This is a genomic window from Phaeocystidibacter marisrubri, from assembly GCF_008933165.1.
GTDB classification, from domain to species: Bacteria; Bacteroidota; Bacteroidia; order Flavobacteriales; family Schleiferiaceae; genus Phaeocystidibacter; species Phaeocystidibacter marisrubri.
The window spans coordinates 1287010-1303883 of the sequence record NZ_WBVQ01000001.1 but is presented as its reverse complement, the minus strand read 5'-3'; the positions used below and the strand labels follow the sequence as shown (position 1 = coordinate 1303883).

Annotated in this window: 18 protein-coding genes; 4 read left to right on the top strand and 14 right to left on the bottom strand. The window is 44.5% G+C overall.

Going from position 1 to position 16874, the window contains the following annotated elements; genetic code table 11:
* Window positions 1-51: 51 nt before the first annotated feature.
* The 10 genes from F8C82_RS05860 to F8C82_RS05815 all read right to left on the bottom strand — a co-directional run bounded on the left by F8C82_RS05860 (window position 52) and on the right by F8C82_RS05815 (window position 7384).
* Entirely contained in the window at window positions 52-1857 is a 1806-nt protein-coding gene (locus F8C82_RS05860) for a PspC domain-containing protein (protein WP_151692617.1), read from the bottom strand.
* Between the two features lie 3 nt (window positions 1858-1860).
* Entirely contained in the window at window positions 1861-2193 is a 333-nt protein-coding gene (locus F8C82_RS05855; protein ID WP_151692616.1) for a PadR family transcriptional regulator, read from the bottom strand.
* A 5-nt stretch (window positions 2194-2198) separates the two neighbouring features.
* Entirely contained in the window at window positions 2199-2645 is a 447-nt protein-coding gene (locus tag F8C82_RS05850) for a DUF4252 domain-containing protein (protein ID WP_151692615.1), read from the bottom strand.
* Between the two features lie 140 nt (window positions 2646-2785).
* Window positions 2786-3469, bottom strand: a complete 684-nt coding sequence (locus F8C82_RS05845) for an NRDE family protein (protein ID WP_151692614.1) — start codon at window positions 3467-3469, stop codon at window positions 2786-2788.
* Window positions 3438-4760 (bottom strand): NAD(P)/FAD-dependent oxidoreductase, encoded by a 1323-nt coding sequence (locus F8C82_RS05840; protein WP_151692613.1) that lies wholly within the window; start codon window positions 4758-4760, stop codon window positions 3438-3440. The genes F8C82_RS05845 and F8C82_RS05840 overlap by 32 nt, the downstream gene beginning before the upstream one ends.
* Before the next feature lie 3 nt (window positions 4761-4763).
* Complete coding sequence (locus F8C82_RS05835) at window positions 4764-5291, bottom strand: DinB family protein (RefSeq protein ID WP_151692612.1); 528 nt, start codon at window positions 5289-5291, stop codon at window positions 4764-4766.
* Entirely contained in the window at window positions 5288-5608 is a 321-nt protein-coding gene (locus F8C82_RS05830; protein WP_151692611.1) for a hypothetical protein, read from the bottom strand. Before F8C82_RS05830 ends, F8C82_RS05835 begins: the two co-directional genes overlap by 4 nt.
* Window positions 5609-5610: 2 nt before the next feature.
* The gene (locus tag F8C82_RS05825) at window positions 5611-6114 is read right to left on the bottom strand and encodes a hypothetical protein (RefSeq protein WP_151692610.1); all 504 of its coding nucleotides are present in this window, start codon (window positions 6112-6114) and stop codon (window positions 5611-5613) included.
* Between the two features lie 101 nt (window positions 6115-6215).
* Complete coding sequence (locus F8C82_RS05820) at window positions 6216-6533, bottom strand: hypothetical protein (protein WP_151692609.1); 318 nt, start codon at window positions 6531-6533, stop codon at window positions 6216-6218.
* Between the two features lie 98 nt (window positions 6534-6631).
* Window positions 6632-7384 (bottom strand): hypothetical protein, encoded by a 753-nt coding sequence (locus tag F8C82_RS05815; RefSeq protein WP_151692608.1) that lies wholly within the window; start codon window positions 7382-7384, stop codon window positions 6632-6634.
* Between the two features lie 111 nt (window positions 7385-7495).
* On the opposite strand from F8C82_RS05815, the gene ettA reads away from it, so the two are divergent.
* Window positions 7496-9193, top strand: coding sequence for an energy-dependent translational throttle protein EttA (gene ettA, locus F8C82_RS05810; RefSeq protein WP_151692607.1), 1698 nt, complete (start codon window positions 7496-7498; stop codon window positions 9191-9193).
* A gap of 101 nt (window positions 9194-9294) precedes the next feature.
* On the opposite strand, the gene F8C82_RS05805 is transcribed toward ettA, so the two are convergent.
* A complete protein-coding gene (locus F8C82_RS05805; protein ID WP_151692606.1) occupies window positions 9295-9636 on the bottom strand; it encodes a hypothetical protein in 342 nt (113 codons plus the stop codon).
* Window positions 9637-10033: 397 nt separating this feature from the next.
* Here F8C82_RS05805 and guaB point away from each other — a divergent pair, with 397 nt between their 5' ends.
* On the top strand, window positions 10034-11509 hold the full coding sequence (gene guaB / locus F8C82_RS05800) for an IMP dehydrogenase (protein ID WP_151692605.1): 1476 nt from the start codon (window positions 10034-10036) through the stop codon (window positions 11507-11509).
* A gap of 128 nt (window positions 11510-11637) precedes the next feature.
* A complete protein-coding gene (locus tag F8C82_RS05795) occupies window positions 11638-12045 on the top strand; it encodes a hypothetical protein (RefSeq protein ID WP_151692604.1) in 408 nt (135 codons plus the stop codon).
* 36 nt (window positions 12046-12081) lie between these two features.
* Here F8C82_RS05795 and F8C82_RS05790 read toward each other — a convergent pair whose 3' ends face one another.
* Entirely contained in the window at window positions 12082-13080 is a 999-nt protein-coding gene (locus F8C82_RS05790; protein ID WP_151692603.1) for a helix-turn-helix domain-containing protein, read from the bottom strand.
* A gap of 575 nt (window positions 13081-13655) precedes the next feature.
* Between F8C82_RS05790 and F8C82_RS05785 the strand changes: the two genes are divergently transcribed.
* Entirely contained in the window at window positions 13656-14222 is a 567-nt protein-coding gene (locus tag F8C82_RS05785) for an outer membrane beta-barrel protein (protein WP_151692602.1), read from the top strand.
* An 85-nt stretch (window positions 14223-14307) separates the two neighbouring features.
* Here the strand turns inward: F8C82_RS05785 and F8C82_RS05780 are convergent, their stop codons facing one another.
* Both F8C82_RS05780 and F8C82_RS05775 read right to left on the bottom strand, forming a co-directional pair.
* On the bottom strand, window positions 14308-14976 hold the full coding sequence (locus F8C82_RS05780) for a 3'-5' exonuclease (protein WP_151692601.1): 669 nt from the start codon (window positions 14974-14976) through the stop codon (window positions 14308-14310).
* Complete coding sequence (locus F8C82_RS05775) at window positions 14973-16865, bottom strand: DUF294 nucleotidyltransferase-like domain-containing protein (protein ID WP_151692600.1); 1893 nt, start codon at window positions 16863-16865, stop codon at window positions 14973-14975. The genes F8C82_RS05780 and F8C82_RS05775 overlap by 4 nt, the downstream gene beginning before the upstream one ends.
* Between the last annotated feature and the right edge of the window lie 9 nt (window positions 16866-16874).

The following is a 16874-nucleotide window of genomic DNA, read 5'->3' as shown; positions in this document are numbered from 1 at the left end:
AGAAAATGCCACCCTGGGGTGGCATTTTTTGGTTAGGTAGGTGGTGAGTTATTAGATCAGTGATTCGGTGAACGGAGTTTCGCGAAGCACCTCTGTGGTGATGTTGCTCGCGGAACGTTGTGGGAGTTCCTCACGAACTTCATTGATGGCAGGAATCGGAGCGGGTGGAGCCTTTTCTAACTCCTTTTCCATCTGTTCGGCTTCATTGATCCACTCTTTTTCCCATTCATCATTCTCCAGATCCTCTCTAGGTTTATCCTTAGAGTAGTCGTCACAGTCCGCACACGCCAGTCCTTTGCTGGTCATCATCCAAACGTGTTCCACCATGTAGGGATCGTAGGTGTCTGTTACGTTGTCTATGTCGTTGATGATTTTACGCACACTGTAGTCGAGATATACACTGTAACCTTCAGGTAGGTAGAGAACAACGTCCACTTCTTGTCCACGGAAACGATCGTCTAGGTCCACACGTAGAAACTCATCCATGAAAATGGTATTGCCCTCTTGCATGATGTCGAATTCAATTCGGCTAGCCAATTCTGATGCGTGGTTTCTACTTCTACCATGACTTTTGCGCGTTACTTCAACGTATGGAGTACTTTCTCTTGTTCGGCGAACATCTAGGTCTACTTCACTAATAATGATGTGTTTATCATTGTCGATGTACACTTCGCTGTCGTAAGGAACGTCATAGACAGCCTCAGAAAGCTTCAGTTGAATGGCGTTTTCCACCGTGGCATTCTGTACCGCGAACTGCGAGGTATCCGTTTCTCTTCCTTCAAACTCTCTTGCACTGGCGAATCCTAAGATGAGGAACATCACAATTCCACTTAGGGACATCAATCCAGCTAAAGTGATCAATGGTTTATTGCTCAGTTTGTAGTTGAATAGAATCTTAGAACTCGCTGTAATCAGTCCGACAATTGGAGCGATCAACAGTAGAACAAAGGCAGTCCATACAAAAGTTTCGGAATAACCCGTAGGCAAGAATGCTGTGATGTAGCTGTAGATTTCTGTTAGTCCAACGTTGGAACCTTGGATGTTTATTCCATGTCCAACTGCTGCACTGAATAGTACTACAAGAACTACAACGGCAATAATCAGAAAGGCAATTCCAATCAGTTTGAAGACAAACTTCAGAATGGCTCCGATGATTTTCAAGAGGGTCTCCACCAATTCTTCAACGGCATTGGCAATGCGGTTGCCACCTTTTTTAATTCGACCATCCTTGCCGAGTTTGTTGAGTGATTCTCCAACGTTTTTCAACTCCTCTCGAACCGATTTCTCAATGTTGGAGATGTTGATTTTTTCACCGCGCATCTGCAACTTTTGAGCTGTGGTCTTCGCTTCAGGAATAACGATCCACAGAATGATGTACAACCAGAATCCGGTTCCTGCACCAATCACGAGAGCCACAAAGGCAAGGCGAATCCAAATAGGGTCGGTGTTCATATACGCTGCTAGGCCAGAACACACACCACCCAAAATGTTGTCATCTGGATCGCGGTACAAGCGACGAGGAGCACGGTACGTGCGGTAATCGCTAGAAGTGGACTGACCAGAGGAAGAACCGTTCATTTCTTCTTCGGCATCTGGATCGGCATAGTCTTCCGGCTGTCCCATTATTTCAATGGTTGCTTCCACATCGGCGAGACTAATCACCTGACGAGTTTCGCCCATTCTCTCTGTGAACAATTCGGCGAGACGCGCTTCAATGTCCATCATGATTTCATCTCCGCCTTCTTGACGGTTGAATTGTGCTTTCAGTTTTCTGAGGTAGTCGGTCAAGACTGCATAGGCTTCCTCATCAACGTGAAAGATGATTCCAGCAAGGTTAATGTTGATTGTCTTATTCATGGCTTATGCTTTCTTTGAGGTAGTAACAGCTACGGCCTTAACTAACTCATCCCAAGTTACTTGTAATTCTTTTAGAAATTTCACCCCATCGCTTGTGATACTGTAGTATTTGCGAGGTGGTCCACTTTTACTCTCTTCCCATCGATAGGCGAGTAGGCCGGCATTTTTGAGACGCGTGAGTAGGGGGTAGAGCGTTCCTTCCACCACAATCATCTTCCCTTCTTTGAGCATGTCGATGATATCGGATGCGTAGGCATCGGTGTTTTGGAGGGCGGATAGGATGCACATTTCAAGTACCCCTTTCCGCATTTGTGCTTTTGTGTTGTCAATATTCATGAGCTCTATTCTTCTACAACGAATTCTCCTAGTAAGGTGGCAATAATCAGTCCTTTAGGATCATCTTTGTCTATGATTATGGCGTGGATTTCAGTGACGATATCGCCATTTCGAACCATCCAAAGGGTCACTTTTTCACCGTCTTCTTCTATACTGATCCTCTCGAGATTTGCTGATCGGAGTGAAGAGGTTACATGGTGATAGATGGATTCTGTATCGGCATCATCTGATATGATGCTTAACTGAATCTTAGAAGCATCTCCTTCAATTTGGAAATCTCTCTCATCAATATCCAATTGACCATCAAAGAAGTCTTCAATGGAAGTATTCAAACTCATGCTGAATACTCCTTCTTGTCTATCGAGGTATTTGTGAAGATCTACACTTGGAGTTTGGGCCATACCGACCCAAGAAAGGACGATAATAAAGACGGCGGTTAGTTTCGTTTTCATGTGTTTTAGTTTGTGTTGATAGGTCAAATATATAAAGAATACAGTACTATGCAATACAAAGTACTGTAAAAAAGATAGTACTGTGACAGTGTAAAGTATTATATGCCAGTATTTACAAGGCTTTCCGCCGATGAAAAATTTTAAAAAGAAATTTCTCCTTCTTCGTCGGAAAGGAGGTTTCGGTAGGAATAGGTGGTAGAAAGAGGAGTACACACTACCTGTGTGATGGCTGTGGTTTGAACACCCGGACGATACATGCAGATGTCGGTTTCACCATTTCCCTCACCGCCTAAGAGATGGAATTCAAGGATATCCTTCGGATGGGGAGTAGGATGGATAATAGACCAATTAAAGAACCAGTCGCTTCGTAGGGATTGCATAGCTGGAGAGTAGAGGGGAGCACTTTGAAAGATGTGGCGATCTGAAGGAGAGAATTCCTCCAAGTAAAGGTCTTGAGCGTCCCAAGTGTAACGCCTTACGTATTTAGAATTAAAGATGAATACCGAGAAGGGCTCAAGTTCTTCGGCATCGGAGAGTTTTAACTCGTGGTCGGGACGGTTGAGGATAAGAAGAGGTAGTAACCCTCTGCTGTGTTTATAGGGTAAATGTCTTTCGTGGGGTTCGAAAGCGCCGTTGAGTACGCATACAACGGTATCCTTGGTGGCCGCCATCCAAGTTCCGTCGCCATCTGGATCTTTGGGATAGTGAGCAAGGGGAGATTCACTTTTATACGGAAAGATGGGCTTACCGCGCAAAGGCGACTCGTCCCTGTTTTGCGTGACTATGAACCCATTATTCGTCGGTAGGTACGTTAGTGTGCACATCTTCTTCTACCTTTTTGGTTGTTCTGTTGAAAGGTCGGACGATTAGGCGAATACCGCGATCGTACGAGAAATAGGACGTAGACCAATTGACTAGGGCTACGAGTCGATTTCTAAATCCAACGAGCTCCATCAAGTGGATAAACATCCAAATTAACCAAGCTGCAAAGCCTCCAATGTGCATTCCTGCAAAATCGACTACAGCTTTGTTCCTGCCGATAGTAGCCATGCTGCCTTTGTTGAAATAGGAGAAAGGTTTGAGCGCTTGTCCCTTTCTTTGACGGATCAGGTTTTTAGTAAGTAATTTTCCCTGTTGAACGGCTACGGGCGCAACCATAGGGTGACCCTTAGGCGTTTTATCGGTTAGCATAACAGCGACGTCACCTACGGCATAAACGTTTTTCATTCCGTTTACACGGTTGAATTCATCCACTTTAATGCGTCCTCTTTCGATAGAAGAGTCAGGAATTCCCTTAAAAATGACACCAGTTACCCCAGCAGCCCAGATCAGGGTACTGGCGGGCAGTTCTTTGTTGACAGTACTTACCTTTTCCCCGTCGTAGTCCTTCACCATGGTATCCGTCCACACTTGAACGTGTAGTTTCTCCAAACCTTTTTTGGCAAGTTCACTAGCTCTATCGCTCATTCCATTGAGTAAGCGAGGTGAAGCTTCCAGTAAGTGAATCGACATTCTTCTGAAGTCGAGATCTGGATAATCTTGCGGTAGTACGTGAAGTTTGAGTTCGCCTAAGGATCCAGCGAGTTCCACACCGGTGGGGCCACCGCCTACAATCACGTAATTCATCAAGCGCTCTCTCTCGTGTAAATTGGAAGTGAGGAGAGATGCTTCAAAGTTCTGAAGAATCAAACTGCGCAAGTCCAAGGCTTCAGGGAGGCTTTTCATCGGCATAGAATGCGATTGAATCTTCACATTGCCAAAGTAGTTCGTCGTACTACCCGTGGCAATAATCAAGTGATCAAATCGAACATTCCCTCTGTCGGTTCTGAGTATTCCACCTTCTTCATCAATCTCTTCTGCACATGCCACGCGGAAGTAAAATTCTTTCTTTTTTTGGAAGATCTTTCGAAGCGGGTAGGCAATGGAATCTGGCTCCAATCCTGCCGTTGCTACTTGATACAGTAAAGGTTGAAAAGTGTGGTAGTTGTGTTTGTCGATCAATACCACTTGAAACTCCTCCGTTGACAATTTCTTAGCGATTGTCAATCCCCCAAATCCTCCACCGATGATTACTACTCGTTCTTTCTTGGACTCGGGAATGTTGAGATTTTGCATGTTTTATTGCATTTGCAGATAGCGTTCCTTTAAAATAGTGGCATGATGCCGCGTATGGCCTGCAATGATATAGCCCAATGCGCGAACGGTAACACGGGCGTGGTTGGCCTCACAAGAAAGATCATAGTCACTGTCCTCTAGATGTTCAAAAAACATCACAGTATTTTGTCGCTGAATGCGAAACCACTGAATCATCGAACTCACAGATAACACTCGATCTCCAAAACTCTCTACCCAGGCGTTGTGGTTGTAGCCAGGAAGAGGTGAATTTTCTTGTCTTGCCGCCCATAGTGCTCGATTGAGAAAGACATTCTCCGCATCAATGAGATGGAGTAATACTTGAGAAACTGTCCATTTGGACGGTTCGTAACGGTGATCAGAAAGGGACAAGTTGGTTTCGTGGTGACCAAACATTCTCACCAATTCGGTGCCGCTATCAATTAAGGCCGAGCGCAAATCTGCTTCAGGCACAAGGTTGATGTATCCTTCGTAGTACTCGTCAAATTCGCCTTTTTGCGGTCTGTCATTCATAAGTGACGACTTTGATTCAGTGCATCTTCTAGCTGTTCTTCAGACCAGTCTTCATCAACAGCTTTTTGTAGGATGTCCGAACGTGATTTTAAGTGGGGAAGTTCACCTTCTTCAATTTCGGTTTCTCCGCTACAGTAAGTACATCTAGAAACCCAAATTGTTCGATAGGGAAGGATGGGAATGAAAAAGACAGTGACCCAATAGCGAACCAAGCTCAGCACACGAAAGTGACTTTCGTTGCAAAAGGGACAAAGTTCTTCGTCGAGTGGTCCATGGTCGTTATGCCGGCGATCTCCAATACTAAAAAAGAAAATCATGCTTACTCGTATTCTTCTTCGATAGGTGAAATAAATGACCAACGGCGACGCACACTGGCTGCCATGGTATCGATGTAGAGGTAGGAACGGTTTCCTTCATCATCTTTAAACACCACTTCAATTTGAACTTCAAAGATATTTGCTGTTCCTCGAACTTCTTTAAATCGAACGGTGTCCATTTCAATGGAAACACCTCTGTTGATTTCGCTGACATAGATCTTTTGAAGTTCCTTGATCGATTGTAAAAATTCCGCTTGTTGATCGGGGTAGAAATCGTTTACCTCCGATTTGTATTGAGAACGTTCTGCGGCATTGAGTGGTTGGCGATCGATCAATCTGTGATACTCTTCGATAGAGATGAAGAGCGAGTCACTCACGTCTACAGCCGAAGTGAGGGTGGTCATCAACCCGTTAGAGATGTCGTATAAATCTCGCAGCTTCTGTGCCTGTGTCAAAGTAGGCAATAGCAGGCAAATGAATAGGAGACGAGTCACAGGTTTAGGCATGTAACGAATATAGGAAACACCCATGAGATAGCGCGAAAAAAAAGAAGGCCTTCGCTAGCATCGAGAAGGCCTCCAGAGGAACAATGAAACACCAATAATCATTAAAAGTAGCGAGAGTATCTCGTCCTGAAGCGGTACAGCACTTCATTGACTACATGCGCTACATTTTTATTGTTCTCGGGACTTTCATATCCCAAATTGAATCGTCTGAGTTTGTGTACACCTTCCAATCTTCCGTACACGTCGCGGATAAATCGGCTGCGATCGGTGGGATTGTCGATTAAGATCATAGAGGAAGAAAGTTCATCTACAATTTGGTTGGCGAGTTTATCTAATGGCTTAGAGGAATGCAAGCCGCCGATAATCGTCTTAAAGACGTCGTTGCGCAGCTTGTTCAGGTTAGGATGAACGGTTAGCATCACAGTTTGGTTTTGGTCTCAAATGCGTAAGAATTCACCTACAAGTATAGTGATTTGTCCCGAAATGCCCAATAGATAAGATCCGGGAATAGAGCAGTTTATTCGCCCCATCCGTTTTCGGCATCTTCTAAAACACTCTGTTGTTTAATACGCTCAACATAATCTTGATAACAGTTTAGTAAACTGACCAGTAATTCGTAGTCGTTAATGGTGCTAATGGTATTGCCTGTGTATTTACAACTCCAGGCGAAGGCCTCCAGTTCTTGAGTGCTTAAACCTGTAATCTCCATCAAAATCTCTCTATTGCTACCGGTTCTGAGTTGTTCGCGGTAGGCATCTTCCTTTTGAAGACGTTGTAACTCTCTCAGTTGACGGGGTCGCGAGCCGAAATACCAGTAGAGTAAATCAACTGGTGCAGAGATGGATGGCTCCAATTGAGTTGGGGTGTTGTAGGTGCCTTCCAATGGAACGTTGGGCTCCTCCAATTTCATGGCGCGAGGTTGATTGGTTGTTAAGTTATACGCGTAAACTTCCACTTCATCAATCAAATAATTGCGTGGCTCCATGACAATGATTTCCACGTGTTTCTTGCCCAAGCTATCTGGAACGACGTAGTAGGTATAATTATAAGAAATCTGACTTAAAACGATGGAATCACCTGCTTCAACTTCAATACTAAAGAATCCTAAGCCGTTGGTAATTACATTTTTAAAGGAGGATTTGTTGACCACGTAGGCACTGGGTACGGGCTCGCCATTGTCTGCGGCTCTCACAAAACCTTCCAGTGTAGTTTGGGCACTTGTGCCGAGGGTAAGTGTGGACAATAAAAAGAGTAAGGCGTATTTCATCATCTCATTTAAGATACAGCAAAAGAACGAAAAAGCATCTGCCTTGGTACATTCTGGCGGAACATCGATATACATTCCCGATATTCGCACTTCCATTTCGAATACAACACAGATATGTCAGACGATAAGAAGATTATCTTTTCAATGTCGGGAGTGAGTAAGATCCTCCCTCATAACAATAAGACCATTATCAAGGATATCTACTTAAGCTTCTTCTACGGAGCCAAGATTGGTATCATTGGTTTGAACGGTTCAGGTAAATCAACCCTACTAAAAATCATTGCTGGAGTAGAGAAAAACTACCGCGGTGATGTTGTGTTTGCGCAGGGGTATTCCGTGGGATACCTCGAACAAGAGCCAGAGCTCGACGAGTCGAAGACAGTGATTGATATCGTTCGTGAGGGTGCTGGTGAAACGATGGAATTGTTGAGTGAATACAACGGCATTAACGATCAATTTGGCCTTCCTGAAGTTTATGAGAATCCCGATAAGATGGAGAAACTCATGGCTCGTCAGGCTGAGCTTCAAGATAGAATTGATGCGACCAATGCTTGGGAGATCGACACTGTTTTGAAGCGTGCAATGGACGCCTTGAATTGTCCGGATGAACAAACTCCGATTTCTGTGCTTTCAGGAGGGGAGAGAAGACGAGTGGCTCTTTGTCGCTTGCTTCTTCAAAATCCAGATGTCTTGCTTTTGGATGAACCGACGAACCACTTGGATGCAGAGTCTATTTTGTGGTTGGAGCATCACTTGCAGCAATATAAAGGAACGGTAATCGCGGTGACGCACGACCGTTACTTCTTGGACAACGTGGCTGGTTGGATTCTTGAACTCGACCGCGGTGAGGGTATTCCATGGAAGGGAAATTACTCTAGCTGGTTGGATCAAAAGACCAAGCGCTTAGCTCAGGAAGAGAAGCAAGAGAGCAAGCGAAGAAAGACACTTGAGCGAGAGTTGGAGTGGGTGAAGATGAACCCGAAAGGTCGTCAAGCTAAGAGCAAAGCTCGTTTGAGTAATTACGAGAAGCTTTTAGGAGAAGAGCAGAAGGAGAAAGAGAACAAGCTCGAAATCTTCATTCCCGCTGGTCCACGTTTAGGTAACAACGTAATTGATGCCGTACACGTGAAGAAGGCCTTTGGTGATAAACTCCTCTACGAAGACTTGAACTTTAGTCTGCCACCGGCAGGTATTGTGGGTATCATTGGTCCGAATGGTGCGGGTAAAACCACCATATTCAAGATGATCATGGATCAGCTTCAACCGGATGAAGGTAAGTTTGAAACGGGCGATACCGTTAAGATCTCCTATGTGGATCAAACACATGAAAAGATCAACCCAGAGAACACCATTTTTGAAACCGTAGCAGACGGTCAGGAGCAATTTGAATTGGGTGGTCAGGTCGTGAATGCTCGTGCCTACTTAAGCCGTTTCAACTTTGCTGGAGGTGACCAAAGTAAGAAAGTTGGCGTATTGTCGGGTGGTGAGCGCAACCGACTTCATTTAGCCATGGCCTTGAAAGAAGGTGGTAACGTATTGTTGCTGGATGAGCCGACCAACGACTTGGACGTGAATACACTCCGTGCGTTGGAAGAAGGTTTGGAAAACTTTGCGGGATGTGCCGTTATTATTTCGCACGACCGTTGGTTCTTAGACCGTGTATGTACGCACATTCTGGCCTTTGAAGGGGATTCGCAAGTGTATTTCTTTGAAGGTTCATTCTCGGATTACGAGGAGAACAAGAAGAAGCGCCTTGGTGGTGGATTGGAACCTAAGAAGTTTAAGTACAAGAAGCTTCTCAAGGATCAATAAGTCGCACTATATAATCTATAAAAAAGGCACACAGGGAAACCAGTGTGCCTTTTCTTTTTGTCCATAAAAAAAGCGATACCTAAGTATCGCTTGAAGGGTTTTTAGTTCACTGCAGACAATCGGTTCGAATGTCTTGACATCATCGCAATCACTTCTCTCCAAGGGATGAAGTTAATGGCGGAGATGCGGTAGGTGTGAACATCAATTTGTTTGATTCGGCTTTCAAAAATCTCCTTAACGTCGGTTCGGGCAAGAAAAGCATCCAGTTGTTCTTCAGATTTCCATAGCGTCATGAAGTAAACTCCATTGACCGACCATTTGGTCTGAAGACCTCTAAATCCTTTTGTTCGCTTTGCGATTTTCAGGAGTTGAGCCTTTTGTTGATTCAATTTGAAACCCAACATTGGATTTCTAAATTCATTCTTACTGATGTAAGCAATCATGTGTAGTAGTAGTTAAGAGAGCTTAGACAAATTTACGGTGTTGGAGCGATTTGAGAGACCAATCCTATACATCTAGCATTACGAGTGAGTTTTCGAAAAAGTTGAACCCTGATAATCAATATATTTAGGAAAGCTTTGTAGGAAACTTCGTTATTTTCCGATGGAGAAAAAGAAGCGAATTACCTCTGTTTCGCCTTACTCATCGTTAAGATGGAGTGTGGATGATCGTCGTTTTAACATTAATTTTGAAGAAGTGGATGAGAATTTGAACATTTCTGTTTTGTGTTTGGAGGAGATATATTCTGTTTTTCGACGTCTTCTTTCGTTCGAATATCATGCCATGTTGTAGAAATAACTTATTTTTGCATGCAATTTCATACCAAAATTGCAGCGTTCTATGTCCATCCCAAACGGAAAAGTAATAGGTGAGTACCTCACTTACGACGACGTTCTACTCGTCCCAGCATACTCTGAAGTGCTACCACGCAATGTGGACATCAGCACTAAGTTCACGCGCAACATTTCATTGAAAACCCCAATTGTATCCGCAGCGATGGATACCGTTACCGAATCTGCCATGGCCATTGCTATCGCGCAGGATGGAGGAATTGGTGTGCTTCATAAGAACATGACCATCGAGCAACAGGCGATGGAAGTACGCAAAGTAAAAAGGGCGGAATCGGGTATGATTCTGGACCCGGTAACCTTGCGTCCTTCGGCTACCGTTGGCAACGCTAAGGAAATGATGGCCGAGTATAAGATCGGTGGGATTCCAGTAGTGGATGACAACCGCAAATTGGTAGGTATCATCACGAATCGTGACTTGCGTTTTGAGCGTGATGACAACCGTTCGATCGGTGAGGTGATGACTTCTTCGAACTTGGTTACTACAACCGAGAATACTTCTATGGAAGAAGCAGAAGAAATTCTACAAGAACATAAAATTGAAAAGCTTCCTGTAATTAAGGATGACGGCACATTGGTGGGGTTGATCACATATCGTGACATCTCTAAAATGAAGATTAAACCGAATGCTTGCAAAGATGAGTTTGGTCGTCTTCGCGTTGCTGCAGCTGTTGGAGTTACGGGAGATGTACTAGAGCGTGTATCTGCATTGGTTGAATCGAATGTAGATGCTGTCATCATTGATACGGCTCATGGTCATACTAAAGGTGTGGTAGACGCCCTTAAGGTGGTAAAAGAGAAATTCCCTGAACTCGACGTCGTTGTAGGAAACGTGGCCACAGCTGAAGCTGCGAAGTATTTGGCTGAAGCAGGAGCGGATGCCGTTAAAGTGGGTATTGGTCCAGGTTCCATCTGTACCACTCGCGTGGTTGCTGGTGTAGGAGTGCCTCAACTTACCGCTGTAATGGAAGTTGCTCAAGCACTTAAAGGAACGGGAGTTCCGGTTATCGCCGACGGGGGTATTCGTTATACCGGTGACATTGTTAAAGCGATAGCAGGTGGTGCTGATTGTGTGATGCTAGGTTCACTTCTTGCCGGAACTAAGGAGTCTCCGGGGGAAACCATTATCTATGAAGGACGTCGATTCAAGTCGTACCGAGGCATGGGTTCTGTTGAAGCAATGCAGCAAGGTTCGAAAGACCGCTACTTCCAAGATGTTGAAGATGATATCAAAAAGCTCGTTCCAGAAGGGATTGTGGGTCGAGTTGCTTACAAGGGCGAGGTAGCTGAGATGATGTATCAGTTCATCGGTGGACTTCGTGCAGGTATGGGGTATTGTGGATCGGCAAACATCGAAATCCTAAAGGATAAAGCACAGTTTGTTCGCATTACTGCGGCAGGTGTAGCTGAAAGCCATCCACACGACGTGACAATCACTAGAGAAGCTCCAAACTATAGTCGCTCGTAAACGCTTGTTTATATTTAGATATAAAGCCCTTGTCACATGTTGGCAAGGGCTTTTTTTTGAAGGTCAATTCACGAGAATTCAGAAACTTGATTAATTTGCGAACCTTAACTAGCTATCAATACATACTCATGCGCTATCTCTCACTCGTTCTCGTTGCATTCGCTTTTGTTTCATGTAAGAAATCCGTTGAGCCAGAAGAATTGGCACCCACGCATATTGGAATGTGGGATGGTGATTATAAGGAGACGTATTTGATCCGTGATTCTCAAATTCTTCAGTCAAATACCTCGTCTTTAGTAGGGTTATCTCTCGATTTCAAGACCGACAATACAGTGGATTACATCAGTAACGCCAACATACTTTCCAATACGCCTTATGTAAGGTCATTTAGACTTCTCGAAACCAATTTCAATTCGAACAATACCACATGGGTACTCGAAGAGATGACCGAAGATGTGATGGTTTGGAAGAGGGAAAAATTGTACGCGGGTGGATATGTAGAGGGTGTGGTGAATCACTTCATTCGGAGAGAATAGGCAAGGGGCGCTTGCGTTTGGTAAAGCGCTTGGTTTCTATCGACGAAGGGCCAAGCGCTCTAGCTCATCTATTTTGCGATGTACACCATGGAAGAATTGATAGCGATACTTTTCTCCTACAGAGCTTACAAGCGTCGCTTTACCTACCATGTTTTTGAACCATTGTTGCGTTTGCTCCGTGTAAACACCGTGTGTGGTTTCAAGCATGTTAAACGTGTGATGTCCTAAGAATACTGCATTTTGGTTCTCCAGTTCAACGAGTGCACAATTTGTAGTGAGCTCAATTTCACTGATGTACAGTTCATAGCTGGCGCTGTTTTCTGAGGATGTCTTTTTACCCAAACTAGCCGACTCTTCAATTTGCTGAATCAACGTGCGCAGGTTTTGAATAACAGAAAAGAAGTCGTCGTCCGTTTCAAATAACCCAGATTCCCAGTAGTACTGAACTTGTCGAAGTGTACTGTTCACGGTAGATTCTGACCATAATTCTACACTAGCAATCTTTTCGTATTCCGAATAGATCTCCGCACACAATTGCATGAGGTGCTCAGGGATGACGTCTTTCGAAAACTTTTGAGATAGAAATTCCTCCACATTGATAATGGAACGCATCCAGTAGAACAGCTTGAATTTGCCGAGCTCTTCCAAGCGAATGTTGTGGAAGATGGGAATATCCTGGCTACAGTAGACCACTTTAGCCGTTGGCTGCTTCGAAATCATCCTCAAATTGTGAAGCAGTCGAGTTAAATAGCCTTCCATGCTCTCCTTTCTGGGATAGAGTGGAGTATATCCAAACTGTACAATTCCAGCCGATTCTTCCGTTAGTCCGTTGAAGGTAATATGCAACGCTTCTGCAAGGATGTATGCCTCGGACAAACTGATGGGCGTTTCGCCGCGAATTCTGCGGTAGGCAGAATCCAAACTGATGCCTAGCTTTTCAGAAAGTGCTTGTGCAAGCGAAGTGTTGGGCGGAAGTATAGACTTCACGCGATCGAGAAATGAATTCTGAATGGAAGATGCATCTATTTTTTGCATGGGGTGATAATTGAGGAAGAGAGTTTGGGAAATCCCGCAAAAATGAGATTGTCATTTGCGTATTTCGCAAATTTGTCAAGGAAAATACAATTTATCCCTCAGATTTTACGGATTCTCACAAATGTTCGACTAGGCACTATGGTATTTCCATTATGCCAGCCTGCGAATTGTACCTAGGTTTGTCATGTACCAAACAAAGAGGCAACCACTTAAAGTCGATATAAACGACTCACACCAAACCAATATGAGTTGCCGACAGAGATCGAGAAACGAATAGGTCTCACACCCAACCAAAACCAGAAAAGCTCGGAGATTCTCCGAGCTTTTTTTATTGAAGAAAATGCGGTTTTATTGGACTTCAAAGAAAGAGGAGTATCCTTCAATCCCATTTGGTTGACTTCATACCAAAGTGCCTCACCTCGTGAGGTTTGATCAAAAGCAGTATCAACAAGAAGTATGGTCATTAATTAGTGACAAATCATTTAAGAGTATTGGGGAGGTGATGCAATTGCTCATCAACCGCGGTAGCCGAAAAGCGGAGAACACAGAGTAGGCTCTCTCTAAACTCTTACTTCATGAAGAAATTAAGATTATTCTCTTTTCTTGTTTTAGTCATCATGCTATTGACATCGAATTTAGTGAATGCTCAAAAGCGACGAGGTTTTGCAGAAGGTCAGTCTGATTTGAACTTAGGTATTGGCTTCGTCACTTTTGGTCTTAAAGGGGACGTTACGGTTCCTCCTGTGAGTATTTCATACGAATACGGCATTTCTGATAACATTGGTGTGGGACTCTTTGCTGCATATACGGCTTCTTCTTTTGATTTTGGGGCTTCCTTTGGGGTTACGGGCGCGCCTGAAATTCAATACACATATGGCATGTTTGCCGCAAGAGGTTCTTACCATTTCAAACTGCTGAAGGGATTGGATACCTACGCGGGTTTGATGGTGGGATATAACAAGGTTACCGTTGATTATGACAAAGATGATTTTAATGGTATGAGTCCCAGCCTCGATTTAAGTGGGATTATGTATGGATTTCACGCAGGAGGTCGATACCACTTCACGAAGAATCTCGGAGCCTTCCTTGAGATTGGCTATGGTGTATCTGCAGTTAATCTCGGATTGACAGCAAAGTTTTAACGCAATTAGTGTTCTTGATTGCAGAAACCGCCTCTTTGGAAACAAGGAGGCGGTTTTATTAGAATATGACCTCCTTCAATCCCATTTATCTGGCCAAAAGTTTGGCGGTGGTATTCACTCCACGCTTCTCCAAATCCTTGAGTAATCGCATGAATAAGATGGCAGTAGCCGCGGCATCTCCCAGAGCGGTATGCCTGTCATCGATGGGAATTCCCAGATCTTCACATATCTTATCTAAGGCTTCAACAGCGGGCTCCATATCAAATAATCTATAGGGCGTGCCCTTTAATCTGCGGAACATATGGCCTGTGTCGTAGGTGGGGTTGAGGAATGGAACACGCAGTTGATGACGAAGAAACGCGTCGAGCATGGCTGCATCAAATCCAATGTGATGGCCCACTACAATCGCTCCATCTGCGGCCATAAGAAATTCCTCTGCAGCTTCTTTTGCAGGGATTCCACTTCGTTGATCGTGAGGCATCACGCCGTGAATTGAAGCTCCACCACCGGAAGGTTGATCGCTTTGAATGATCCACTCCCGCGTATCTTCCGAGTGAATCACATAACCTCGAATGGGTACAATACCTATGCTAACAATGGAATCGGTATTTACATTTAAACCCGTGGTTTCGGTGTCTACCACCAGAAATTTTTGATTTCTGATTGGAGTTGTTGAACGTTTAAGCCCACGGATTGATTCTGCATACTCACGGTATGCCTCTGGAACCTCAGGTTTGGATTTGAACCAACTCATCCACTTATAAAATCAGTGCGAAAGCGTACACGTACCACTTGCTCTAAATCGGAAAGTAGGCTAAAGATCTCTCGCATGGTTTGACGTTCCCTTTTGGAAAGGTGCGAAGGTTTGACAAAACGCCCGTCATTTCCATTCTCCGTTCCTTTTGTCCATCTCAACTTGAGGAGCCAGGCATAGGAGCGAGCTGCTTCTTCAAATAGGGTGGAGTTGGCATCATCTCCCATTGCAAGTGCTGTATATCGATCTATCGTACTGCTCGATTCGTAGTGGGAGCTGTGCAAACAAAGAAGTCGGGCAATATCACAGAAGGGTAGAAGAACTCTTCTCTTTAGATCAAATTCATCCTTGTGCTCGCCGTTCTTCTCCACCACAAATTGTCGGAAGAAGCTCAAAGGTGGAGCCACGTTAAGGGCATCGGCGGCCATTAAGGGGAAGAACAATGAAGTAGGCGTAACCACTTCTTTGAGATAGTGTACTAGATCTTCCACCAAGGTTGGGTCACCTGAAACATGTCGGAAATCAAAAAAAATGGATGAGTTCAAGATGTTCTCTGGCTCAGGGTTTTTCAACCAATCGGTGAACTTGATCTTCCATGCTTTCAAACTCAAAGCATGACTTCTATTGGTCGCGGAAATTCCGGCAATATCAATGGATAGTCCCCACTTTTCTAATCCACGTGTCACTTCATTTGCCATCTTATCAAAGTAGATGGTTTCTTCATCTGATAGTTCCCTACTGAAAATGAGGGCGTGGTCTTGATCTGTTTTTAGTATTTGCTCCATCCTCCCCATACTTCCAAGAGCGATCCAACTGAAATGGCAGGGTGCTTCTCCGTGTTGTTGGGCAAACCATTGGATCAAGCGATTTACGACCGCATCGGTGATGGAGGCAGAAATACGTGCAACATGTTCCACAGAGGTGTCGCGCTGCGCGTATTTTTGGAGGAGGGCATCGAGTTTTAGTCGATAGTTCACGAGTTCGGAAGAACTGCTGGCCTGTCGGATGAACTTGACAATTACTGCTGGATGAAGACCTTGATCGAGCATTAAATCACGCTCGGCGATAACGCCAATGGCCTTAGATAGCGCTTTGCCATCTTCGGTTATGCACAGGTGATGTACTCCATAATTCATCATGTGAATTAGCGCTTCACTGTGAGAGATGGAAGGAGCTACGGTTACCACAGGTTGCGTCATAATATGCTTCACAGGCGCAGCAATGTCCAAAGCCTGACTCACTACTTTCCTCCGCAAATCCGAATCGGTCATGATTCCAATGGGATGCCCCTCTTCGTTTAGTACCACAATTGAGGCGACATTCTCTGTCGTCATGATTTGCGAAGCCTCGTGGATGCTTGTTTGTGGAGAACAACTCACAATTCGCTTGCTACTCGATGCGGGAATTTCATCCGGTACATCGGAAGTGGATTTTAAGTTTTGAACCCCTGTGCGTCGCTGTTCTCTCGACATAGGCATTCCAGAGGCGTAACCTCGAGCGAGGTAGATTCCAACTTCTGGATTGTTCTTGAGTATTTGCAATCCTGTTTCTACAGGAATGGCATAGAGTAGGGTTTCTTCTACCGAACTGGCACTGGCTAAATACGGTTCATTGGCGAGTAAAGGGCGCACGCCAAAAACATCTCCCTCATCACAAAGGTCTACAAGGGTTTCTTCAGTGTCATTGTGATGAATACGAACGGAACCCTTCCGTACAATATAGAAGAAGGAAGTGGTATCACTTCCTTCTTCAAAGATCCGCTCAGTAGGTCCATAGTATTCAACATTTGCATCCAGTGCAACCCGCTCTAACTCGGTTTCCGTCATTCTGTCGAATGGTGGATAGAGTTTGATGAACTCGGCGATCCGGTGTTGAATGCTATTGGCCATTACTCGTAC